Genomic DNA, 22,552 nt, shown 5'->3' with positions numbered 1-22,552 from the left:
TTCTTCTGTGCGGAATAGCATGCCGGTAGCTCGTCTGGAATCGGTAGACCGAGCCCTCCAGTTGATCCTGTTGTTGCGCGATGGCGAGCCCATGAGCGTCACCACCGCGGCCGACCACCTCGGCGTGGTCCCCTCCACCGCCCACCGCCTACTCGGGGCCCTCTGCTATCGGGGGTTCGCGGTACAAACCCGGGACCGCCTCTATCGCGCCGGCCCCGAACTGATCGCCACCATCGGCGGGGAGATCCAACAGGCGACGCTCCGCAGGGCCGCCCGGCCGGCCCTGGAATGGCTGACCGACACGGTGGACGAAACCGCCCAGCTCATGGTTCTGAAGGGACAGAACATCGAGTTCGTCGACGGCGCCGAGGCCGGGGGCGTCCTGCGGGTGGCAGCGCGAATCGGCGACCAGATGCCCGCATACTGTTCCGCTGGCGGCAAGGCACTTCTGGCCGAGGTCGGCGACGACGAGGTCGACACCATCTATCACAATGGGCTACCGCCCTGGCGCACGGCCCGTATCACCGATCTCGATGCGCTCAAAACCCATCTCGCCAGTGTCCGCAAGGCCGGCTACGGCGTGAACATCGATGAAACCGAAAGCGGCGTCTGCGGAATCGGCGTCTGTGTACGGGACGGGAAGCGCCGCCCCGTCGCCGCACTGACCATCGCCCTCCCCAGCACCCGCTTCGATCGGAACGATCTCCGCCGCTACGTCGACAGCCTTCGCTCCGCCGCGCATACGGTCGAAGACAACCTGAGCCGAGACGGATACCGGATTCGGCTCCGATAATTCGCCGAGCACCCGACCGATCGGCAGGCCGCCCACCCGGGCGACGGAGCCCGAACACCACATCGAACCCGCGCTCGAGCGCCAAGCCCACCACCCGTCGGGTATTCCGGAAATCCTTCGTAGTCGGCCGGTTCAACGGCGATCGCGGGGCCTCGCCGGCGGCGGGCTCGCGCGAGACGTGGACATTGAGGTACTGCTCCCGGTCGGCTCTCGTGGGTCCCCCTCCGGAACCTTTCCGGCCGAGGTGCGCGGCCGGCCCCGCTTCGAGCAGGAGACCGGAGCGGGTCTCGGCCGGGTGAGGGGCGGGCTCACCCGGTAACGTCTTTCCCGGCGTGGGGAACACCGGTGCGAATCCGGGGCTGTCCCGCAACTGTCACCGAGGAGCGATCCGCCGATTTCGTGGCCACGACCTACCCGGGTTGGAAGGCCGGCGGAGATGCGTCGATCCGGGAGCCAGGACACCTGCGCCGGCGTGACGGGATGACACCCACGAGGATGGCGATGAACAACTCCACAGCAGGCCGGTCCGGCATCGGCCGGCGACGAGTCATGACCGGGACCGCGGCGCTCTTCGGGCTCGCGGCCCTGGGCGGTGTCCCGTCCCTGGCCGGTTGCGGCACCGATATCGGTCCGTCCGGCGCGCCGGACGGACCGCCACGACCGGGCGGCCGGCTGCGCTCTGTGATCGCGGGCCGGTCCGGGAGCGCCGATGTGCTCGACCCGCATGTGGCGGGCAGCTCGGCGGGTGGAGCGGTGGCGAAGAACGTCTGGGACAGACTGGTCGCCTATAACAACGACCTGACACCGCGCTACCGGCTCGCCCGCTCCCTCGAACCCGATGCCGACGGGAGCGAATGGCGGATCCGGCTCCGCCCGGGAGTGGTCTTCAGCGATGGCACGCCCCTGACCTCGCGTGACGTGCTGTGGAGCTTCGAGCGGATGCTCGATCCGGCGAAACCGTCGTCGGGCGATCTGGCGATGATCGATATGTCCCGCACCCACGCGGACGGAGACCTGGACGTCGTGGTGGCGATGAACACGCCGATCGCCGATTTCGGTTCCGTGCTGGCGGGCTGGTACTGCTACGTCGTCAAGGACGGCACCACCACCTTCGACGAACACACCCTGCCGGTGGGTACCGGGCCCTTCGCCCTGGCGGAGTGGTCGCCCGGCGATCGCGCCCTGCTGCGGCGAAACGACCGGCACTGGGACGGACCGGCGCTTCTGGACGAGGTGGAGATCATCCAGATCGCCGAAACCGCGGCACGGATGAACGCCTTCCTGTCCGGTGAGGCGGATGTCGTCCACGAGATGAGCCATCTGCAGGCCCGCGAGTTGGAGCGCGACCCGAGCGTCACGGTGATCGTGCCGCCGGCGGGTCTCATGGGCGCCTTCCAGATGCGCGTCGACCTGCCGCCGTTCGACGATGTGCGTGTCCGGCAGGCGATGCGGCTGGCCGTGGACCGGCAGGCGATGGTCGATTCCGTCTACTACGGATACGGCGAGGTCGGCAACGATCTCTACGGCAAGGGAGCGCCGTTCTACAACGACACCCTCCCCCAGCGCGGCTACGATCCGCAGCGGGCCCGGGAACTGTTGCGCGCGGCAGGCAAGGAGAATCCGGTGGTCACGCTGCCCACCGCCGACGGTATGCCGGGGATGGTCGAGTCGGCCACGCTGTACGCCGAGCAGGCCAGGGCGGCGGGAATCACCATCGAACTCGAATCGGTGCCGGCCGACACCTATTTCTCCCAGGTCAGCGGTAAGGCAGCACTCTCCCATATCGGGTGGTGGAACTACAGCCTCGACTATTTCTACGGCCAGACCATGACCAGTTCGTCGCCGAGCAACGGCACCGGCTGGCGCCGCCCAGGCTGGGATATGAAGTTCGCGCAGGCGCGGGCCGCGATGAACCCGGAACGCCGTCGCGAGCTGTATGCCGAACTGCAGGAGGAGCTGTGGCAGGGAGGGGGCTACATCCTGCACAGTTTCGCGAAACGACCCGACGCGGCCCGGGCCCATATCCGGGGTGTGCGCAGCGGTGTACCAGGTACCGACGATTGGGCGAACTACGCCACCACCTGGCTGGCCACCGAGGGGTGAGCGGGCGTGCTCCGTTATCTCCTGCGGCGCGTCGGTGCGGCGGCCGGCGTGCTGTTCGCGGTCGCGTTGATCGTATTCGGCCTGTTCGAAATGCTGGATTCGGATGCGGCGGTGGTGATCCTGTCCCGGCAGGGGGCCGGTGATCCCTCGCCGGAGCAGTTGGCCGCCCTGCGCGGTGAACTGGGGCTGGACCGGCCCGCCCCGATCCGGTTCGCCGAGTGGGTCGTCGGTTTCCTGCGCGGCGATCTCGGTCACTCGTTGATCTCGGGCCGCCCGGTCGGTGACGTCCTGGCGGCTCGGCTCGCCAACAGCGTCGCGCTGGCGCTCATCACCGCCGCCGTGTTGATCCCACTGGCCATCGGGCTCGGCCTGCTGGCCGGGGCCCGCCCGGGATCGCGTACCGATCGGGTGGTCAGTGTTGCCGCGTTGGCCATCGAATCGATGCCGTCGTTCATCGTCGGCGTGCTGCTCGTCGCGATCGTCTCGCTGTCCCTGCGCCTGCTGCCCGCGGTATCGCTGGTGCCCGCGGGTGCCGGCGTGTGGAGCCGTCCACAGGTCCTGGTCCTGCCGGTGACCTGCCTGTTGCTGGGGTTGCTGCCGCATCCGGTGCGGATGGTACGGGCCCGGACCGCCGAGGTCGTGGCCACCGAGTACATCCGAACCGCCCGGCTGAACGGGGTCGGCGGGGTGCGGCTGTTCCTGCGGCACGTCGCACCCAACGCGGTGTCCGCATCTATTCATCCGCTTGCGGGGGCGGTGGTGGGTCTGGTCGGCGGTATCGCCGTCGTGGAGACACTGTTCGTCTATCCGGGTCTGTCCCAGGAGCTGTTGAGCGCCATCGCGGCCCGCGACTACCCGTTCGTCCAGTCCACCTCGGTGCTGCTGGCCGCGTTCGGGATCGGCGCCTACCTGGCCGCGGATCTGTTCGCCCTCCTGGTCAGCCCTCGGGCACGCACCCTGGTCGCCGAGGTACAGCGGTGAGGCGCGGCGCCCGGCTCCGGACGGGCTGGCTGCTGGTTCTGATATCGGTGCTGCTCGTCGTGGTGCTCGGCCCGGTATTCGCGCCGTACGCGCCGACCGCCCCCAGCGGTCCGCCGTTCCGGCCGCCGAGCCCGGACCATCCGCTGGGGACCGATGTCGTCGGTCGCGATGTGCTCAGCCGGGTTCTGCACGGTGGGCTACCCCTGCTGGTGATCACCGGATTGTCGTTGGCCGTCGCCTACCTGGCAGGTATGGGACTCGGCCTGCTCGCGGGACTGCGGCGCGGCGCCGACCGCTGGATCATGCGACCGGTCGACACGATCGTCGTCATCCCATGGTTTCTGCTGCTCGCCGTGATCGCGACGGCTCTCGGCGCCGGTCCGGGCGCGATCGTGCTGACGGCCTCGCTGACTTCGGTGCCGTGGATCGCGCGGATCGTCCGCACCGCGGTGCACGAGATCGCCGGCGCCGGGTTCGTGGAATCGGCGCGGGCTCGGGGCGAACCGCTGTGGCGGCTCGCGCTTGTCGAGGTATTGCCCAATCTCCGCGCGGTGGTGCAGGCCGACGCCGGGGTCCGGTTGTCGGGGGTGATCTCGATCGTCGCGGTCGGTGGTTTCCTCGGTTTGGGGCTGCGCCCGCCCTCCCCCGACTGGGCATTGATGATCACGGAGAACCGACCGGGGTTCGGGCTCCAGCCCTGGGCGGTACTCGCCCCGGCACTGCTGATCACGGCCCTGGTTGTCTCGGTGAATATGGTCGCCGACCGGACACTGGTACCTCGCCGGGCCGGCATCGGAGGGACCGCGCCGACACTCGGAGCCGACGCGGGCGGCGTGCGGGTCGAGCATTTGACCGTGCGCACCGCGGAGAGTCATCCGGTGCTCGAGGATGTGTCGGTGCGGGTGGCTCCCGGTCGGAGTCTGGCGATCCTCGGCCCGTCCGGTGCCGGTAAGACGACCTTCGTCTCGGCCGTCCTCGGTGCGCTGCCGGCCGGGTTGATCGCTCGGGGCACCGTCACCATCGGTGCAACCGGGAGTCGCCGCGCCGTGGGTTTCGTCCCCCAGGACCCGGCCACCGGCCTCAATCCGGCGCTGCGAATCGGCACCGCGATCGCCGAGATCGCCCGGCTGCGCGGCGGACCCGACGTCACGGCGCAGGTCACCGCGGCACTTCGTCGGGTCGGCCTACCCGACGACCGCTCCTTTCGGCGGCGCTTCCCGCACGAACTGTCCGGCGGCCAGCAACAACGCGTGCTGCTGGCAATGGCGTTGCTCGGCGACCCGGCGGTGGTCGTCCTCGACGAGCCGACCACCGGGCTCGACGCCCGCGCCCGGGAAGAACTCGTCGACACTCTCTCCGCGCTGCGTCGCGAGTCCGCGACCACGCTGCTGATCATCACCCACGACCTGACCACTGTGGCGCCGCTGATCGACGAGGTGCTCGAACTAGCCGAGGGCCGGGTCGTTTCCTACGCTCCGCTGCGCACCTCGACCACGAAGACCGCCCCGGCGCCACCCACCCGGTCCGCGGTATCCGCCACCGAGCCGATCCTGCGCGTGGACGAACTCGCCGTCGCCCACCGCTCCCGTCCGGTCGTCGACGGCATCTCGTTCACCCTGCGCCCCGGCGTCTGCCTCGCCCTCACCGGCCGGTCCGGAGCGGGCAAGACAACCGTGGCCCGCGCGCTGGCGGGGCTGCATCCGCCGGCGCGCGGGACGATCCGGCTCGACGGCGCGCCCCTGCACCCGACCGTCGATCGACGCGCCGTCGACCAGCGCCGCGCCGTGCAGCTGATCTTCCAGAACCCGGCCGGCTCGCTCAATCCGGCCCACCGGATCGGCACCCAGATCGGTCGGCCGTTGCGTCTTCTTCGCGGTATGGACGAGGCCACGGCGGCCCGCGAGACCGAGCGGTTGCTGACCGCGGTCCGGCTCGATCCGACGCTTGCCGCGCGCAGGCCCGGTGAGCTCTCGGGCGGGCAGCAGCAGCGGGTGGCGATCGCCCGCGCCCTCGCGGCCGGCCCGCGCGTCCTGATCTGTGACGAGATCACCGCCTCGCTCGACACCGAATCGCAGCGGATCGTCCTCGAACTACTCGACCGGCTGCGCCGAACGGGTGTGGCGCTGTTGCTGATCAGCCATCAGAGCACGGTTATCGAACGGCTCGCCGATTCGGTGCTGGCCCTGGACGAACTCGACCGTACGGCCCGCCCGCTGCCGCTCGCCGGCGCCGACCCGGGTATCCCCGCGCAATGAGCCACACACCACCCCGAGATGGTCCATCGCCACCGGCGTCATCGAAGGCACCTGCGTACACCTGGTCGACCACCGTTTCGGCCATGCCACGTGTCGACCAATGCGTATCTCCGCCGGCCGGGTGCGTGGTTCCGCGGTGCTTACCGCCTCGGTATTTCTTCTCTGCACCAACATAATTCGCGGCTGCCGATGCCGACATTGCCGGTTCGGTTGCGTAGGGTGGTTGACGTTCACTGTGGCCGACTTCATGCCTCGGAAGGGCCGGTCGTCTTGGTACCGGGTTTGCCTCGGTCGTGTTCTGTATGCCATCTTTACGGGTGGGTGCGCCGGGAAGTCTGGTCGGCAGCGCAGGCCCGCATTCCGCGGGATCCTGGGCTCGGCTCGGAAGACGGTGGTGGGTGTGCTAGCGCTGATGCCGACAGCCGACGTCGCTGTTCCATACAAGCAGGCGATCGAATACGGCGCTGCTGAAAGACCTACCGCAGGGCCGGCGTGCGCTCCGGACGGAGTAGGTGTTGTCCGTGCCTAGGTCGGTGCTGGTCAGTGGGGCCGGGATCGCGGGGGCGACGCTGGGCTTTTGGTTGGGCCGTGCAGGGTTCGATGTCACGGTTGTCGAGCGCGCGACCGAGCAGCGCTCCAGCGGCAGCCCGGTCGATGTGAGAGGCGCGGCGGTGGATGTGGCCGAGAAGATGGGGGTCATGCCGCGGCTGCGCGAGGCCGCAACCGGTGCCCAGCGACTGGTTTTCGTGGGTGCCGGCGGTGCGCCGGCGGCCACGGTGCGATTGTCCGCGTTTCAAGGGTCGGCCGGTGATCGAGAGCTGGAAATCGGACGTGCCGAGCTGGCGGCGGCATTGCTGGATGCCATGCGGGAGCATGCGCGGGTCCGGTTCGGCGACTCCATCGCCGCGCTCGCCCCGGACCCCGGTGGTGTGGACGTGACCTTCTCCGGCGGCAGTGCGGGCCGATTCGATCTGGTGGTGGGAGCCGACGGCTTGCATTCGACGGTGCGGCGGCTGGTGTTCGGGCCGGAAAGCCAATTCGTCCGGCATTTGGGCATGTATGTGGCGACACTGCCGCTGGCGGCCTATGGCGGCGACGATCGCGATGTGGTGTTGTACAACACGCCGGGTCGGGTGGTGGGCACGCATCCTGCCGGTGGGGTGGTGTTCATGTTCCGACACGCGGCGGTGGCCGGGTTCAGTGCGCGGGACCTACCGTTGCACAAGCAACTGGTGACCGCGGAATTCACCGGGAACTCGGGCGTTTTCGCCGACGCCGTCGACCAGGTCCGCAAGGCCGGTGATCTGTACTGTGACGCGGTCAGCCGGGTACGGCTGCCGCAATGGTCGCAGGGCCCGGTGACGTTGGTTGGCGACGCGGCGTCGTGTGTGTCGTTGTTCGGTGATGGTTCGTCCAACGCGATGGTCGGGGCTCACACACTGGCCGAGGAACTCACCACCACACCCGATGATCCGGCGGCGGCATTGCTGCGGTACGAGCGGCGGCACCGCCGTGTGGTTGAACGGAAGCAGCGGGGTGTCAGGGCGGCGAAGGCGTTTCTGGTCCCGGCCACGTCTGCGGGTATCGCTGTGCGGAACACCGCGCTGCGGTTGCTTCCGGGCTGACGATCCTATCGCCGTCGCGGCCTGCGAGACTTTCTGCGCTGGAGAGTGTCCTCAAAGCCACATGCCCGCAAATCGGTGGAGGATGCCGCCCAGCGGGAGGCGGCCGCACTGAACCAGTTCCGGCACCCCGGTGTGGTGCGGTTGAAGATGTTCGATCCGTCGGCGCATTCGGCGGGCCGGCCCTCATCTTCGGATTCCACCCCGACACACTGCCGTCTGCTGCTCGGGGGCGCGGCCGGCGGGTCGGCTATATCGACTGGGCACGGCGCCGGGTGTTCGTCGAGCCCGCCGACGGCGGGGGCATCGCGAAATGGGCCGATCTCGGAATCCGTGGCCTCTCGTTCGAGCTCACCCGCGCACTACGCGATGTGCTGTGCGGAATCGATCCGCCCGTCGACCTCACCCGCCGGGCAGCGGCCCGGCCGGCGGAACTCCGCGCCACCCGGACCGGCAGCACGGTCGACGCCGAGGCGACAATCATCCACACCACACCCGGCGCGGCGCGGTGGTGGACGTGGGCGGGGTATCGAGCCAACGCCACGACGGCCGCCGCACTGTCGACAGTCGCCGCGGGGCGTCGCCCGGATGATTTCGGCCCCGGATGATTTCGGCATCGCACTACGGCCCGATCTCACCGCCGATATGTGGCGAGGGGCCCTCGCGACAGTACGCGCAGGGCTCCCCGCTCTCGAGCTGCCCGCCGCCGATGGGCGGGCTGTGCGCGGGCTGAAGTTCTCCGATGTGCTCCCGCCGGATCTCGCCGCGGCGACCGTCTCCGCTCGGCTCGCCGATCTCGACGGTGCGCGCCGAGTGCTCGGTGAGAAGGTGCGGTTTCTCCGCGTCGGTTGAGTGCTCGTCCGCCGGTCAGGTGTTGCGCGAAGACCACCTCGCCGGTGAGCGACCGGAGAAAGACGAGCAGATCCTCGACCTCGGTGACAAGATCATCTATAACCTAAAAGCGCCTGTTTCGCCCAGCCGGCAAGCCGAGCTGAACCGATCGAAGGCCGAGGACGGAGACCAGTTCACCGTCGACTACCACTACGAATAGCGCGAGCACACGGCGCGGACCCGGGAGAACGGATGACCTCGAACAAGCAGAACCCGCTCAGGGAACCCCCGGAGTATCAGGCGAGCCGGCACGACGAAGACTTCCAGAGCTGGCTGCAGATGCAGGAAGCGGCCATGGAGACCGAGTTCATCCGCCACGATGTCCCCGAACTCGACGGCCACCTCTACACCCGCGAAGGCCTCGTCATAGCCGAACAGCAGATACTGCTTCGCTACCCCACTGAGCACGACATGTTCTCCGAGGGAAACCTCGAGATCGGCCTGCGCTTCTTCTACGCTATCGGAGAGACATTCCGCCGTGCTCTCGACGGCACCTGGGTCGCGCTACCCCCCAACCCACCCGAACGCCCCGAACCGCTGGCCGTCATCGACTCCCCTATGTGGACCGCATTCCACGACCTGCAACACATGATCGGTCTGGCCTTCAACCGACGCTCCGGAAAAGAAATCTCTTGGATCTACGATCGCGCCGTCAAACGACACCAGAAATGGGTCGACGCCGGCCGACCTGCCCGCGGTGATTAGCAGGTCGAGGCCTTCCGCATGGCCGACCGACCGGCGCCGTCCGCACCGCCACCAGGTCGAGGGGACCATCCAGCGCGATACCAGGCGGGCCCGATGTCGCGGGGACATTCCGAACCGCCGCCGCGGCATCACCGGCCAACAGCAGGTCGTGGTCGATCAACCCGACGGTCGCACCGAGTTCGCGAGCCGCAGCGGTCTCTGCGGCAAAGTGAGGATCGGTTCGTCGCTGGTTGAGCGGATCAGCGCACGACAGGATGCCGGGCATCGGAAGACGATCCTCTTCGCCACCAACCCCGACATCGACCTGCCGCCATCCACACCCTCACCACCTGCGACCGGGTCCACAAAGGACCGCTCCTCTGCTCGAGGCGAGTTGTCGTCATTTTTCCCGATCGCGGGTGTTGTTGATGGCCGCTTGACGTTGCAGCCAGGTCGGATCCGTCGAGGTTGCGGTGGTTACCGCCGCCAGGTCGCCCGGCTCCCAGGTCCGCGATCCATCGGTGAGGAACAGATCCGTCTCGAGGTCACCGTCGTCGGGAACCTCACAGGTGGAGTCCAAGAATGCAGCAACCAGGGCACGCAACGAGCCGCTGTCCGTGGGATCGATCTTTGCGGAGGCAGCATGCACCGACAAGAGCACGAGATCGCCGCCGGCAGTGGCGACAACGAGCTCGCCTGTCGCCGTGGCGGTCAGTGCGGTCACCGGGGAGCCAACCACCGCGTCGTGCTCGACCGCGCTCTGATCGTCCAGATCGACTTCCACCAGAGCCCCGGTCGGCGTTCCGATCCAGAGCACTCCGGGTTGGGCTCCGAACGCGATGTTGTATCGCGACCACGAGCGCATTCGCTCGAGCCACTCGTGCGAGTCGTAGCCCGGATAGGGTTCCCCCAGCGTTGTTTCCAGAACGCGCTCGAGCGAGGGGAACTCGAATACGGCCAGTGAGTTCACGTACGCGTTGCCTCGAATCGCCAAGTGGCGCCCGTCCGCACTGAAGATCGGCGTCTCGTAGCCATCGACATCCAGGATCAGCGCCCGGCGAAGCACTCGCATCGCGGGCGCGCCCTCTTGATCGACCCGTGCGAACACTATGAGCGTCGTGCCTTGATCGCTGCGGAGCGTGGCCACCAAACCGCCGGCCGGATGCGCCGCAACCCCCGTGTCCCATGCCGGGCCGATACCGAGGGCTCCCGAAGCGAGGTCGACAACGGACGAGGGCGATGCCCACAAGGCTTGACCGTTCGGACTGAATGCGAGATGACCGTAGTCGGCGAGGGCCGGAAGACCTTCCAGTGCGGATTGCCCCGCAGGAGTCCACCGCACCGCTGGGCCTTCACCCGCCACCAGCAGCAACGGCTCGTCAGGATGCCACGCCACAACGGGTCTCCGCTACGCCCGCTCCCAATCGGGCGCATTTCCGTAGACAGCCGAGTCGGCACCCACGGTCCCGAGGTCCCGCAGTTCCCGACAATCCCACACGTGAACCGCCGGCCGCTCGGAATCCAAGCCGGCGACCAGAGGAAGTCGTGGATGGCACACCAACTGTTCGACACCGCTGCCCACTTGGACACGTGCCATGGTCTCGACAACAGCCACCCCGACACCCTGGGTGCCGTCACTTCGACGGTCGGATGGCCCTGTTCATCATCCCTGGGAAGGGTCTCTCAAATGTCAGGAACACGGGCGTGTTGCGCCGGCGAATAAAAACTCCCATTGGCCGCTTTACCGGACAACGTCACAGTGGTGGTGACATCTCCCGGAGCCGCGACCGGCGCACCCAGAGAAACGACCCCCGTCGCGACAACGAACGCGAGAACCGCGAACCCGGAACGAAGCCGACCACCACCTGGCCCGAACGGTTGGACCGCAACATATTCGACTCCCACCCGAAGAACTGTCGACCCGAATCGGTATCGGAACCGCATTCCCCCGCCGCAAGCTTTTCGGGGACACCGAGGAACCGAATTCCTCTGCCCCGCCTACCGGTTCCTCGACAGCACACCAGCGCGAGCGGAAGCCCCCGCCCTGCCGCGGGTGCGGCATCGACACGCGAGCCGATACGGCCGTCACCGAGAACACCGACAGCACGGTGCTCGACCGGTGATACGAACACCGAAGCGCGCCGGTACGAACCGCCTCGTGACCGGGCACCGGTTCGACCGATCGGCAGGCCGGTGCCACAGGGCTCACCGGTCACCCTCGGCGAGGACGTTCAGCCGGGCCAACTCGGTGCGGTTGGCGATGCCGAGCTTGGTGTAGATATGGGACAGGTGTGTTTTGACGGTACCGCGGCCGATGAACAACCGGGCCGCGATGTCGGGATTGGACAGCCCCGACGCGGCCAGTTCGACGACGGACCGCTCGGTCGGTGTCAGACTCTCCCATCCGGTTTCCGGCCGGGCGCGCCGACCCCTGGTCTTGGTGGTGTAGTCGATCGCCCGCCGCAACGGCATGGCCCGTCCGTCCTCGAGGTGTCCGGGAAAGGCCGCGCCCAACCGGGTTTCCAGGCGGGGACGCAGGTCGGTGATCTCGTGGCCCGGTACGGTCCCGGTCTCGACCCGTGCCCGTTCCGTGGCGCCGAGCAGGATCGCGGCCTTGTCCGCGGTGCCGCGAGCAGCCAGTACCGCCGCCAGCGCCTCGAGGCTGTCCACGCAGTCGAGCAGCAGGCCGTGGTCGACGCGAATGCGCAGTGCCTCGTGGTGCAGGCGCAGCGCTTGTTCGATATCGTCGGCGCGCAGTAGGTGGGCCTGTTCATCGATGACGGTGGCCTGCAACGCGGGCACGATCCGCACCATCGGCGACTGTCCCAACGCGGCCAGTATTCCCGCGGCCGCCTCGAGGTCGCGGCCTGCCGCGACATCCGGCCGACGGGCCGCCCGCACCGGCCCGTCCCGCGCTTCCGTCGCCCGGTCATGACGCCCCGCCCGGGCGCGCAGCGCGCGCACGAGGACCACGGCGGTCCACGGGGTCGGCGCCTTGTCGGGATCGGCGCCACGCGTTTCCCGGCGGCACCAGTCCACCGCGCTGTCCGGATCTCTTCGCGCGAGCGCGAGCAGGGCGTGTACCCGTTCCCAACCGGGTACGAACGGCCGGGGTCGGATTCCCTCGATCAGGGTTTCGATCGGCGCGAGGACCGCCGCGGCCTCCGTGAGACGTCCCCGGCGTACGAGCACCTCGGCCGAGGACGCCCGGGCGACCCCGATCCGGTGGAAATCGCGCAACGGCTCGGCGGTGGATACCGCGCGTTCGGCGAGCTCGGCGGCCCGGTCGAGCTCACCCGTCTGCGCGGTCGCGGCGGAAAGCCAGGCCAGACCCGACGACGCGATCGCGCGTTCACCACGGCGCAGCAGCCGATCCACCGCGGGCTCCAGCCGTTCGACGGCCGCCACCGGCCCGTCGCGCAGCAGATGCACCAGACCGCACAGCGCCCGCGCCGAGTCGGCGACGAAGCCGTCTCCGGCGCGGTCGGCGTCATCGCGTACGGCGCATGCTTCGGCATAGGACGCGTCGAGGTCGCTGCCGAGCCGCCCCACCGCGCACAACACCCGCGCCAATCGACCGATATCCTGCGCCCCGGTCTCGGTGGCCAACTCGGCCGCGGCACGCGCCGCGTCGTACCCGGCGCCGCCGGGCAGCGCGGTATCGGCGACCAGAGCCGATGCGACGAGGAGCGCGGCCTGTAACCGGTCGCGTTCTTCACGCCCCGCTTCGATCGCCGAACGCAGGAGCCGCATCCCTTCAAGACCGTACGAGCCCAGGTGCCAGAACCAGGCCAATCCGGCGGTGAGGCGGCGGGCGAGCGTGGGCTCGAGCGTCAATCCTCGCTCGATCGCGGCCCGAAGGTTCGGATACTCGACACCGATGGCGGCCCGCCAGGAATCCTTGTCGGTATCCAGCAGGGGTCTGGCACGCTCGACGTATTCGAGGTAGTAGCGCAGATGCGCGCGCTGCACGGACTCGGTCTCCCCTGCTTCTGCCAACCGCAGCAGCGCGTACTCGCGCACCACCCCCAGCATCCGATAACGCGCCACCTCCAGGGTGGTGTCCGCGGCGACCAGGGACTTGTCGACGAGACCCCGCAGCGCCCGCAGCAACCGGGCGGGGGATACCCCTCCGAGCGCCGCCGGCGCCGCCATCGCGAAACCCGGCTCGAACACCGCGAGGCGGCGGAAGAGCATCCGCTCGTCGGCATCGAGCAGCTCATGGCTGCGGTGCATCGATTCCGCGAGGGTGCGCTGCCGGAACGGTCCCCCGCGGCCGCTCCCGCCGAGCACCGTGTACGGCTCGCGCAGCGAGTCCGCCAACTGCGGCAGCGATAACGTGCCCGCCCATCCGGCCGCCAGTTCCAGAGCGAGCGGCAATCGATCCAGCCGGTCGCAGACCTGTCTGGCCGCAGCCCGTGTCTCCGGCCCCGCGTTGTGGATATCGGCGCGCTGAAGAAACAGCTCCAGCGCATCCGCGAGATCCAATGGCGGCACCCGCCGCACCCGTTCGCCCTCTATACCGAAGGGTTCACGACCGGTGGCCAGGATTCCCAGCCGACGACAACCGCTCGACAACGCCGCAACGGCCTCGGCCGCACCACGGACAACCTGCTCACAGTTGTCCAGCACAAGCAGCAGCGAGCGATCGGCGAGGGCTCCGACCAACGCGGGAAGCGCTTGGAATGCCTCGGGTATCGCGAGGTCGAGCACGGCGGCGATCCGGTACGCCACCGCCTCGTCGTCGTGCTCGTCGGCCAGATCGACCCAGACCACCCCATCCGGCCACTCCGCCGCCGTGCCCCGGCACAGCCGGGACGCGAGTCGCGTCTTCCCGCAACCGCCCGGCCCGACCACGGTAACCACCGCGCCCGCGCCGACCATCGCGGTGAGCGCGGCGATCTCCTCGGTCCTGCCGACGAACGACGACAGCTCCGATGGAAGGGACCGGACTGTTTCTCGCATGGCCCCAGCAGTGTGGCAGATTCGCCACCCCGGGGCGAGATATCTGCCAGGTGGCAGATGTTTTCACCGCGGTTCGGCGGAAGTATTTCGAATCGAGGAAGCCATTGGGGCGCAGCCGAAAGGACGCTATGACGAACAACATCACCGAGACCCGCGGACGCCGGGTCGTCGCCAATATCTCGCTCTCGCTCGATGGACGGGTCAACGGACCCGGCGGCGAATACGATATGGGCTGGGTGGTCCCGCACGCCGTCGGCGAGGTGAACCGCGACCGGATGGTACAGATGATCCAGCCGGCCACGACCGCGCTGCTCGGCCGCAAGAACTACGAGGGGTTCGGCGGCTACTGGCCCACGGTCGCCACCGACGAGAACGCCGACCCACGTGACCGCGCCTTCGCCCGATGGCTCGACGCCGTGGACAAGGTCGTTTTCTCCGGCACCGTCTCCGAACCCACCTGGCAGAACGCCCGGATCACCGATAGCGACCCCGTGACGACCGTGCGGGAGCTGCGTGAGCAGGTCGGCGGCGACATCCTGGTGCTCGCCAGTGGCAGTGTCATTCGGGCGCTGCTCGCCGGTGGTGAACTCGACCGACTGTCGATCACGCTGTGCCCGGAGATCGCGGGTAGTGGTGACCGGCTGTTCGAGGACGGCCTGCCCGGTACGAGCTGGTCGCTGACGGACCTGTCCACCACGGAGTCCGGGGCCATCCATCTGATCTACGACCGTGTTCCGGCCGCCGGCCCGAACCAAGAAGGGAAACGACCGATGACCGTTGTCGAGATCCGCCACCGGGCCCCACAGCGGGCCGTCGGTGTCCGCACCACGGTGCCGCTCGCGGAGCTGACCCGAGCACAGGGGCAGAGTCTGCGGGAACTGTGGCAGTTCCTGCGGGAGCGCGGTATCACGCCCGCGGGGGCGCCCTTCGTCCGCTACCACTCCATGAGTGAAACCGATACCGACGTCGAGGTCGGTGTGCCGATCACCGGTGGCGTCGAAGCCGCCGGCCGCGTCGAATGCACCGAGCTGCCCGGAGGGCGGGCCGTCGTCGCCGTACACCTCGGTGCCCACGACCGCCTGCAGGAGACCTATGGCCTGGTCGAATCGCGGGTGGCCGAGACCGGCCGGCCGGATGGAGCTTCGTGGGAGGTCTACGAGTGGATCGATCTCACGCGGGAACCCGACCCCGCGTCGTGGCCGGCACCGACCGAATGGCGTACCGAGATCGTCCAGCCGATTCGATAGCGCGAACCCCGGGAGCGCATATGGTTCGAGCGCTCCCGGGGTTCTCTTCTCCGGCGTCACGGTCCCCGCCCGTGCCCGTGTCTCTGCTCGGTCGGTGAAGAGCGTTTCGCCGATGTACCCGCCCGGCTCGGTACCCGGCGGGACGACCGGGATACCGGTGGCGTCGACGGCCGTGAAATCGGGTTCGTCGTGCTCGTGGGTGCCGGTCGGCTCTGGGTCTCGCTCACGCGGTGGGGTGCGCCGATCGCGTTGCCCGACGCGACGCGCCGTGATGGACAAGGACAGTTGGTCGGCTCACCGTCGACCGGACTCGATTCGGCCCCCGTTGCGTCAGATGGTCCCGAGTGTTTGTTCGAGCGAGTCCAGGTTCTGCCGGAGGCGTTCGAGAATACGGCGCGGGCCGGCCCCACCCTCGGTATCGGCCTCGGGGTCGATCACGGTGCGGACGGCCATATCGGCCAACTGCGTGGCCGCCGAGCGTCCGCCGGTGTCGCCCGGGTGGTGCCACCACGCGACCCAGTTCAGCATGCCGATGACACCGAGGGCTGCGGTGCGGGAATCGACGGGGAAGAATTGCCCGGCCCGGATTCCGTCGTCGATGACAGCGATGAACTCCTTGAGCACCCGCCGCCGACTGTTGCGATACGTGTTGGCCAGCGAGTCCGGGAGCTCGGCCTCGGATCTGATGAGCAGGCGGAAACGATCGGGCGCCTGCATCTGGTGCAGCGCGATGGACAAGGCCATCTCACGCAGTTTTTGCACGGGGTCGAGATCGGTGCGCTCATTGATCGTGCGCAGCAACTGCGCGGGCTGTTCGGCGATCTCGGCCACCAGACGCGCCAGGAGTTCGTCCTTGTTGGCGACATAGTGATACAGCGCGGGACGCGTCAGCCCGGTCGCCACAGCGATGTCCTGCAGCGTAGTGCCTGCGAAACCCTTCTCCGCGAACAACCGGGTGGCCTGCTCCATGATCTCGCGCTCGACGAGCTCGCGCCGAGATGTGCTCTGCGATCCGGTGTTGGTATCGGACGGCGCGCGTCTGCGTCCGCGGCTGCGGCCGCTGCGCGGCTCGGCGGAAGCAGACTCGTCGCGTGCGTTGGTGGTCATCTCCGACAGCGTATGCTCCGTCATGCCGGCACGCTCTCGACGTGCACCGGTCTCCCTACGGCCTCCGTGGTTCCGGTGAGATACACCAGGTGCGTTCGACCGCCGGCGAGTCCCGCCGCGGCATCGGCCCGGAATTCACCCGGCACCTCGACGACAACAGTCGCATCGGACTGCCAGGTCATACGCTCGGCGAGCTCGAGTCGGGTCAGCGCATCCGCGCGGGCGCCGCTTCCGGTCAACCACAGGATCCCGGAATTCGGCAGCGAGGCCAGGAGCGTATCGGCCCGGCCGCCCCAGGCCGAGTCGACATCCACGTCGATCACCACGGTCGAGCTGTCATCGCGAAGTCCGGCGAGCGCCAGCCGACTCCGGAACGTTCGGCCACCTCGTTCCAACGGCTGGGCGCAGACCCAGTCGTCGAGACCGGAGTCGGGCACCTCCTCGGGACGCACGCCCGCGTAGTCGGCGAGCCCACGCCGCGACACTTCCGGCGCCGACCCCGCGAATCGATCGAGGCTCACTTTTCCGGCCCGCGTCATATAGCTGACCATGAGCTGATCCACAGGAAGGCCGACTCGCCACGGGAACGACTCCCACCACAGTTCGCTGCGTCTGGCGATCGTCTGCAGGTGTTCGACGTCGCGCCGACGCGTCCGCTCGTATTCGGTCAGCGCCCCTTCCAGGGACGACGCCTCGCTCACCGCGCGATCGAGCGCGATGGCGTCTTCCATCGCGAGTTTGGTACCCGATCCGATGGAGTAGTGGGCCGTATGCGCGGCGTCGCCGAGCAGGACGATATTGCCGGCATGCCACTGCCGGCAGGTGACGGTCCGGAACCGCTGCCAACGAGTACGGTTGCCGATGAGGCGGTGTCCGTCGAGAGTCTCTCCGAACGCCTTCTCGAGGTAGGCCAGGGACTCGTGGTCGGTCTCCGCCGATGCTGTGCTTTCGGTCGTCCGGTCGAATCCTGCTCGGGCCCAGGTCTGCTCGTCGGTCTCGATGAGAAATGTGCTGCGATCGGCCGCGTACGGGTACGCGTGGGCCACAAAGGTGCCGTGCTCGGTGGTGACGGGGGTGAACACCGCGCTGGGCAATGCGAAATCGGTACCGCACCACAGGTACAGCCCGGAGCCGGTGCCGATACGCGGTTTCACGACGTCCGCGAGATCGGCACGGGAGGCACTGCTGACGCCATCGGCCGCTACGATGAGATCGGCGTCGAGCTCTGCGACAGAGCGTCGTTCACCGAAACGCAATCGTGCTCCGGCTGCTTCGGCGTGTCGCTGCAGGACCGTCAACAGGGTTGTCCGGGCGATGGCCAAAAGCCCTCCGTGCGAGAGCCGTGCGACATCGTCTCCGACACGCATCGACATTCCGTGGGGATGTGCGCACTCGACGATCTCCTCGAGCGAGGCGGTATCGGCGGCCCGCAGGTTCCGCTGAGTCCGCGAGGCGAGACCCACCCCGAATCCGAAGGTCTTGTCCGGAGAGCCCTGCTCGTAGACGGTGACCTCGGCGGCGGGATGGCTGCGTTTCAACAATCGGGCGGCGTACAGACCACCGGGGCCACCCCCGAGTACCGCCACTGTTCGCAGCTTCATGAGTGCTCCTGGTTCCCGGTAAAAACGTTCATTTCGACTCCGACGCCACCTTCCGGCCGATGTCGCTGCGCAGTTGCTTCTTGTCGACCTTTCCCACGTTGGTCTGGGGAAGTGCCTCGACCCATTCGAGACGCTCGGGCCACTTGAATTTCGCCACACCCAGCTCATCGAGATGGTGCTGCACTTCGGCCAACGTCACCGGGACCCCGTTCTCGGCGACGAGATACGCGCACGTCTTCTCCCCCAGTCGCAGATCGGGCATCGCCACCACGGCCGCGTTCGCGATATTCGGATGCTTCACCAACAGGAGCTCCAATTCCCCGGCGTTGATCTTCTCGCCGCCCCGGTTGATCAAGTCCTTTATCCGTCCCTCGATCGAGAGGTACCGCCTGCCCTCGATCACGACGATCTTCGCCAAGTCGCCGGTGCGGTAGAACCCGTCGGAGGTGAAAGCCGTCCGATTGTGGTCGAGCGCGTCGAAATACCCGGGGATCGTGTACGGGCCACGGCAGCAGAGTTCGCCGATGCTCCCGTCCGAGAGCTCGGTTTCGGTCCCTGGTTCGAGGATCCGCACCTCGTCGTCCTCGGCGATCGGGGTGCCCACCGTCGTTGCGCGAGCCGCGGCGGGGGCGGCCGGCGGCGTCACCGTGAAGAGACCCTCGGACATGCCGAACAGTTGTCCTGCCCAGTGTCCGTCGCCGGCGTCCGCGCGTTCGAACAGTTCGTCGGAGGGTTTCGCCCCCGACAGGATCACCCTCCGGAGGAATTTCCGGGCCTGGTCGAAGTGCGGCGTCAGCACTGCCTGGTAGTGGCCGTGCCCGATCAGGACATCGGTGGCGCGCGCCCGCGCCATCAGCGGGAAAGCCTCGGCGGTGTCCGAAGTGGCCAGGACCAGGCACGCGCCCACCGAGTGCGCGCCGTGCAGACCGCAGGTGATACCCGCGTTGTGGATGAGCGGGATCAGGTGCGCGACGCGGTTCTCTTCGGTCCATGTCAGTCGTCGCGCGTAGAGCAGCGCGTTGTTCCAGTACTCCGCGTGGATGCGGGGAATTACTTTCGGGACTCCGGTCGTCCCGCCCGAGAGCTGGAAGGCGGCTACGTCGAGCGGGTCTATCTCGGCCTGGATCCGCTCGACGTGGGCACGTGCCTTCTCGGGCGGCACCCCGTCTCCGAGCGACTCGAGGGAGACCGTTCCGTTTCCGGCGGACGCACCGATCGTCACGAGATGGCGCAACGTGGGGTGTCCGTCGGCCTGTTCACGAGCGAACGCGACGAGGTCGAACGGCGTCCCTGTCTCGACCAGATGCGCGACGGCGCCGACCTTTCGACTGATATATCCGATCTCACGGCTACGGTGCGCGGCCAGCGTCGCGACCGGGATCAGACCCGCCTTCACGCATCCATACCATGCGTACACCGTCTCGATGCGGTTCGTGACCTGGAAGATGACGGGGTCGCCGGGTTGTAGCCCGATTTCGGCGAGTCCGTAGGCGATTCTGTCGGTTCGGCGATCGAGTTCGGTGAAGGACACCGACGCCTCGGCGGTGACGACGGCTGTCCGCTCGGGAAAACGGCCGGCGATATCGTGCAGCTGCTCCCCCAGCGGCTTGTCCGTCCATGCCCCGGAACGCCGGTAGCGCTCGGCGCGATCTTTCGGGAAGGCGACGAGCCGTTCCCCCCATCGAGCTCGCCCGGTCAGGGAAGTCGTGATCACCGGCCCACCGCCGGGAGCAGCTGCGCCAGTTCCGAGACATGATCCGGGTGATCGGCAGGCACGATGCCCGAGTAGACGGCTGTCCAGCATCCTGGGCAGCATTGCTGCCGGAACACCACCGGCGTGTCCACGTACTCGCCCGGGTCCGACGTGACCTGCGGTCCGGCGAGGCTCGACGGGCCTTCGAACCTCGCCAACTCCACTGTGCCGGTCGAGCTGTCGCTCAAGAGTCGGCCGCAGTGCGCACACCCGATAACCCGGGCGCCGTCGATCGTGACCACAACGAGGTTGTCGTCCAGCCGCCGGGCGTTGGTCAGGTCGAGAGTCGCGGCCCGACCGGTGGGGAGAACCGATCGGGTTCGCCGCTCCTCCAGCACCGCGGCGCGAAGGGCTTCGGTCCGCGTGAGGTCCACCTCGCCGTCGGCCACGACGACGCCGTATCCGGCCTCGGCGCCGGATGGGGTGACCTTGCCGTTGCGGACATCGAGTGCCACGGCCTCGGGCTCACGGCGCAACGGGTCACCGTAGCCGCCACCACCCTGCCAATGCATGTACAGGACTTCCCCAGGGGCAAGGTGGCTTTCGGCATAGCACGCGCCCAGTTCCCGGGCACCTGCCAGCTCGTCGAGCGAGCCGGGGATCTTCCCCTCGGCCAGCATCGCTGTCACCCCGGCTTCGCGGGCAAGGATCTCCAGTCCGGTATTACCCGGCAGCCCGCCGGCAAGACCACCGTTCTGCGCGACGGCCTTACCCGCCGAGGCGAAGATCAGACCCATCGGCAGGCTCGTCCCGTAGGGCGTCACGGCCAGCGAGGCACTGACGCCGCCGCGGTGGCGTCCCGGCCCGCCGGAGTCGGGTTCCTCTCGCCGCCACAGGGTGAGGAGCGGGTAGAGGAATTCCGTCATCTCGGTGTCGGGGATGCGGCCCATCGGAATACAGAACAGACCGCCGGTATCCATTCCGTCGGCGACCGGACACGCACCGTATCCTCCCGCCATCGGCTCCATCATGATGTTGAGGAACGGCACGGGTTGCTCCGAGCGTTCGTCGAGCCCGGCGACGACGGCGGTGTCCCAGGTGCCGCAGCACGACGCCTGGACGTTCTTGCCCAGTTCGATGTGCTGATCCAGCATCTGGGCCAGGCATTCGGCGATCAGGTTGCCGGTCAGCCAGGCCGGCCCGATCGGGCCACGGCTGACGGCAGCGGGGAAGGTGGCGTTGTTGATCGTTCCCTCCTCCGAGATCAGGTCGAAACACCGCATGAGACCGCCCGCCGACCAGGGGATGTCGCCGGCCAGGATCGGGAGCAGCGCCAACATCACGCCTCCGCGCATACCGGCATAGGTGCAGTTGATCACGCCGCATTGGGGATCGGTGCCGGTGAAGTCGAAGGTGAGATGGTCGTGTTTCTTGGTCATCGCGACGGTGATCTTGTGTACCGCGCGGTCACCGGTATGCGCCTGGTCCTGATAGCCGGTGGCACGCCAGGTGCCGTCGGGCAGATCGGCCAGCTTCGCGCGCAACCGTCCCTCGGCATCGGCCATCATGCGCTTCATGACCGCCTTGACGGTATCGGCGCCGTATTGCTCGATCACCGCGAGCAACCGGTTGCGCCCGACCGTGTTCGCGCCGATCTTGGCCCGCAGATCCAGCCCCACCAGCATCGGGACGCGCGAGCGGCGCACCCATACGTCCGCGACGTCGCGTTGCAGTTCGTAATCACGGACGACCTTGATCGGCGGTGTCGGAAGCGATTCGGAGAACACGTCCTTGGCTGCCGGGTCGAAGGAGCCCAGGCCGGAGCCGCCGAGGTCCGGCTCGTGGCAGATGGCGCTCGTCCAGGCGAACAGTTTGCCGTCGTGGAAGACCGGCTGGTAGACGATGACGTCACTTTGGTGCAGTCCCCCACCGACCCAGGGGTCGTTGCACAGGAACATGTCCCCCTCGACGATGCCGGGGTTGGTGGAACGATTCCGCAGAGTCCAGTAGATGGCCATGTCGACAGCGCCGACCAGCATCGTGTTGTACAGGCCGACCTGCACTTCTTGGCCCAACTCGTCGCTGATGGCGAAGTCGAAGTCGTTGGCGTCGGTGACGATCGGCGATCCCGACATCCGCTTGAGGGCATCGCCCATTTCGTCGGTCACCGACCAGAGCCGATGGCGGATCACCTCGTAGGTGAGCGGGTCGAGGCCGTCGATCTGCTCCTGGGTCACGGTGTGGATCGGCACCGACGGCGGCAGTGAGCGTTGCAGCGTGTCCGGGTCGATCGGGCGACTCGCGAATACTTCGGAGCCGGGGATGGGTGCGGTCATGGTGGTTCTCCTGGTGCGATGCTCTGCGGGACGGGCTAGTCGACGGTGATCTTCAGGTTGCCGAGCCGGTCGATGGTTCCGGTCGTGTCGTGTGGCACCACCACCGTTGTGGTGGGCACCTCGATAACCGCGGGGCCACGCAGCACATGGCCGGCCCGCAATATGGTGTAGTCGTAGATATCGGTGTCCACGTAGCCGCGGCGCCCGTCGAGACACACTTTCCGGGTGCCCAGCCGTGCCCGGCTCGGGTCGGTCGAGTCGGCGGCCGCGAGGT

16 protein-coding genes, 1 pseudogene and 1 riboswitch are annotated in these 22,552 nt (G+C 68.1%); of the genes and pseudogenes, 10 read left to right on the top strand and 7 right to left on the bottom strand.

All coding sequences use genetic code 11. The annotated features are described in order from the left end of the window. Window positions 1-19: 19 nt before the first annotated feature. The 9 genes from ON20_RS10325 (at window position 20) to ON20_RS36245 (ending at window position 9,350) form a co-directional block, all read left to right on the top strand. Window positions 20-793, top strand: a complete 774-nt coding sequence (locus ON20_RS10325; RefSeq protein ID WP_040834916.1) for an IclR family transcriptional regulator — start codon at window positions 20-22, stop codon at window positions 791-793. A 313-nt stretch (window positions 794-1,106) separates the two neighbouring features. Next, a riboswitch (cobalamin riboswitch) is annotated at window positions 1,107-1,277 on the top strand. A 17-nt stretch (window positions 1,278-1,294) separates the two neighbouring features. Further along, window positions 1,295-2,896 carry an ABC transporter substrate-binding protein gene (locus ON20_RS10320; protein ID WP_040834935.1) on the top strand — a complete coding sequence of 534 codons (1,602 nt, stop codon included), beginning with the start codon at window positions 1,295-1,297 and terminating at the stop codon, window positions 2,894-2,896. Between the two features lie 6 nt (window positions 2,897-2,902). Then, window positions 2,903-3,877, top strand: coding sequence for an ABC transporter permease (locus tag ON20_RS10315; RefSeq protein WP_040834915.1), 975 nt, complete (start codon window positions 2,903-2,905; stop codon window positions 3,875-3,877). Continuing rightward, window positions 3,874-6,132: an ABC transporter ATP-binding protein/permease gene (locus ON20_RS33000; RefSeq protein ID WP_051162113.1), complete on the top strand. Its 2,259-nt coding sequence runs from the start codon at window positions 3,874-3,876 to the stop codon at window positions 6,130-6,132. Before ON20_RS10315 ends, ON20_RS33000 begins: the two co-directional genes overlap by 4 nt. A 521-nt stretch (window positions 6,133-6,653) precedes the next feature. Further along, window positions 6,654-7,757, top strand: a complete 1,104-nt coding sequence (locus ON20_RS10305; RefSeq protein ID WP_218002487.1) for an FAD-dependent monooxygenase — start codon at window positions 6,654-6,656, stop codon at window positions 7,755-7,757. 272 nt (window positions 7,758-8,029) lie between these two features. Next, window positions 8,030-8,362 carry a hypothetical protein gene (locus tag ON20_RS10300; RefSeq protein ID WP_040834914.1) on the top strand — a complete coding sequence of 111 codons (333 nt, stop codon included), beginning with the start codon at window positions 8,030-8,032 and terminating at the stop codon, window positions 8,360-8,362. Further along, window positions 8,343-8,606 (top strand): hypothetical protein, encoded by a 264-nt coding sequence (locus ON20_RS10295; RefSeq protein ID WP_040834913.1) that lies wholly within the window; start codon window positions 8,343-8,345, stop codon window positions 8,604-8,606. Before ON20_RS10300 ends, ON20_RS10295 begins: the two co-directional genes overlap by 20 nt. A gap of 19 nt (window positions 8,607-8,625) precedes the next feature. Then, complete coding sequence (locus ON20_RS10290) at window positions 8,626-8,805, top strand: hypothetical protein (RefSeq protein ID WP_040834912.1); 180 nt, start codon at window positions 8,626-8,628, stop codon at window positions 8,803-8,805. Between the two features lie 32 nt (window positions 8,806-8,837). Next, window positions 8,838-9,350, top strand: coding sequence for a hypothetical protein (locus ON20_RS36245; protein ID WP_040834911.1), 513 nt, complete (start codon window positions 8,838-8,840; stop codon window positions 9,348-9,350). A 379-nt stretch (window positions 9,351-9,729) separates the two neighbouring features. Here the strand turns inward: ON20_RS36245 and ON20_RS10280 are convergent, their stop codons facing one another. Next, the gene (locus ON20_RS10280) at window positions 9,730-10,725 is read right to left on the bottom strand and encodes a WD40 repeat domain-containing protein (protein WP_218002486.1); all 996 of its coding nucleotides are present in this window, start codon (window positions 10,723-10,725) and stop codon (window positions 9,730-9,732) included. An 809-nt stretch (window positions 10,726-11,534) separates the two neighbouring features. Beyond that, window positions 11,535-14,294: a LuxR C-terminal-related transcriptional regulator gene (locus tag ON20_RS10270; RefSeq protein ID WP_051162112.1), complete on the bottom strand. Its 2,760-nt coding sequence runs from the start codon at window positions 14,292-14,294 to the stop codon at window positions 11,535-11,537. Window positions 14,295-14,422: 128 nt separating this feature from the next. On the opposite strand from ON20_RS10270, the gene ON20_RS34260 reads away from it, so the two are divergent. Beyond that, on the top strand, window positions 14,423-15,541 hold the full coding sequence (locus ON20_RS34260) for a dihydrofolate reductase family protein (protein ID WP_083864813.1): 1,119 nt from the start codon (window positions 14,423-14,425) through the stop codon (window positions 15,539-15,541). A gap of 330 nt (window positions 15,542-15,871) precedes the next feature. Here the strand turns inward: ON20_RS34260 and ON20_RS10260 are convergent, their stop codons facing one another. The 5 genes and pseudogenes from ON20_RS10260 to ON20_RS10240 all read right to left on the bottom strand — a co-directional run. Next, a complete protein-coding gene (locus ON20_RS10260) occupies window positions 15,872-16,648 on the bottom strand; it encodes a TetR/AcrR family transcriptional regulator (protein WP_040834930.1) in 777 nt (258 codons plus the stop codon). 20 nt (window positions 16,649-16,668) lie between these two features. Continuing rightward, window positions 16,669-18,249, bottom strand: coding sequence for an FAD-dependent monooxygenase (locus ON20_RS10255; RefSeq protein ID WP_051162110.1), 1,581 nt, complete (start codon window positions 18,247-18,249; stop codon window positions 16,669-16,671). A gap of 28 nt (window positions 18,250-18,277) precedes the next feature. Then, the gene (locus ON20_RS10250; protein ID WP_040834909.1) at window positions 18,278-19,963 is read right to left on the bottom strand and encodes a (2,3-dihydroxybenzoyl)adenylate synthase; all 1,686 of its coding nucleotides are present in this window, start codon (window positions 19,961-19,963) and stop codon (window positions 18,278-18,280) included. Further along, complete coding sequence (locus tag ON20_RS10245) at window positions 19,960-22,278, bottom strand: hydantoinase B/oxoprolinase family protein (protein WP_040834908.1); 2,319 nt, start codon at window positions 22,276-22,278, stop codon at window positions 19,960-19,962. Before ON20_RS10245 ends, ON20_RS10250 begins: the two co-directional genes overlap by 4 nt. Before the next feature lie 35 nt (window positions 22,279-22,313). After that, window positions 22,314-22,552: pseudogene (locus ON20_RS10240) on the bottom strand (hydantoinase/oxoprolinase family protein); the annotation flags it as partial.

It is taken from the genome of Nocardia brevicatena NBRC 12119, from assembly GCF_000308495.1.
GTDB classification, from domain to species: Bacteria; Actinomycetota; Actinomycetes; order Mycobacteriales; family Mycobacteriaceae; genus Nocardia; species Nocardia brevicatena.
Note: the sequence above shows the minus strand (reverse complement) of the source record. Positions and strands in the feature narration are given on the sequence as shown.

Bases quoted from the DNA above. Each gene is read 5' to 3' on its own strand.
- ON20_RS10325 (WP_040834916.1), top strand. From the start codon at position 20: ATGCCGGTAGCTCGTCTGGAATCGGTAGACCGAGCCCTCCAGTTGATC.
- ON20_RS10320 (WP_040834935.1), top strand. From the start codon at position 1,295: ATGAACAACTCCACAGCAGGCCGGTCCGGCATCGGCCGGCGACGAGTC.
- ON20_RS10295 (WP_040834913.1), top strand. From the start codon at position 8,343: ATGATTTCGGCCCCGGATGATTTCGGCATCGCACTACGGCCCGATCTC.
- ON20_RS36245 (WP_040834911.1), top strand. From the start codon at position 8,838: ATGACCTCGAACAAGCAGAACCCGCTCAGGGAACCCCCGGAGTATCAG.
- ON20_RS10270 (WP_051162112.1), bottom strand. From the start codon at position 14,294: ATGCGAGAAACAGTCCGGTCCCTTCCATCGGAGCTGTCGTCGTTCGTC.
- ON20_RS34260 (WP_083864813.1), top strand. From the start codon at position 14,423: ATGACGAACAACATCACCGAGACCCGCGGACGCCGGGTCGTCGCCAAT.
- ON20_RS10260 (WP_040834930.1), bottom strand. From the start codon at position 16,648: ATGACCACCAACGCACGCGACGAGTCTGCTTCCGCCGAGCCGCGCAGC.
- ON20_RS10255 (WP_051162110.1), bottom strand. From the start codon at position 18,249: ATGAAGCTGCGAACAGTGGCGGTACTCGGGGGTGGCCCCGGTGGTCTG.
- ON20_RS10245 (WP_040834908.1), bottom strand. From the start codon at position 22,278: ATGACCGCACCCATCCCCGGCTCCGAAGTATTCGCGAGTCGCCCGATC.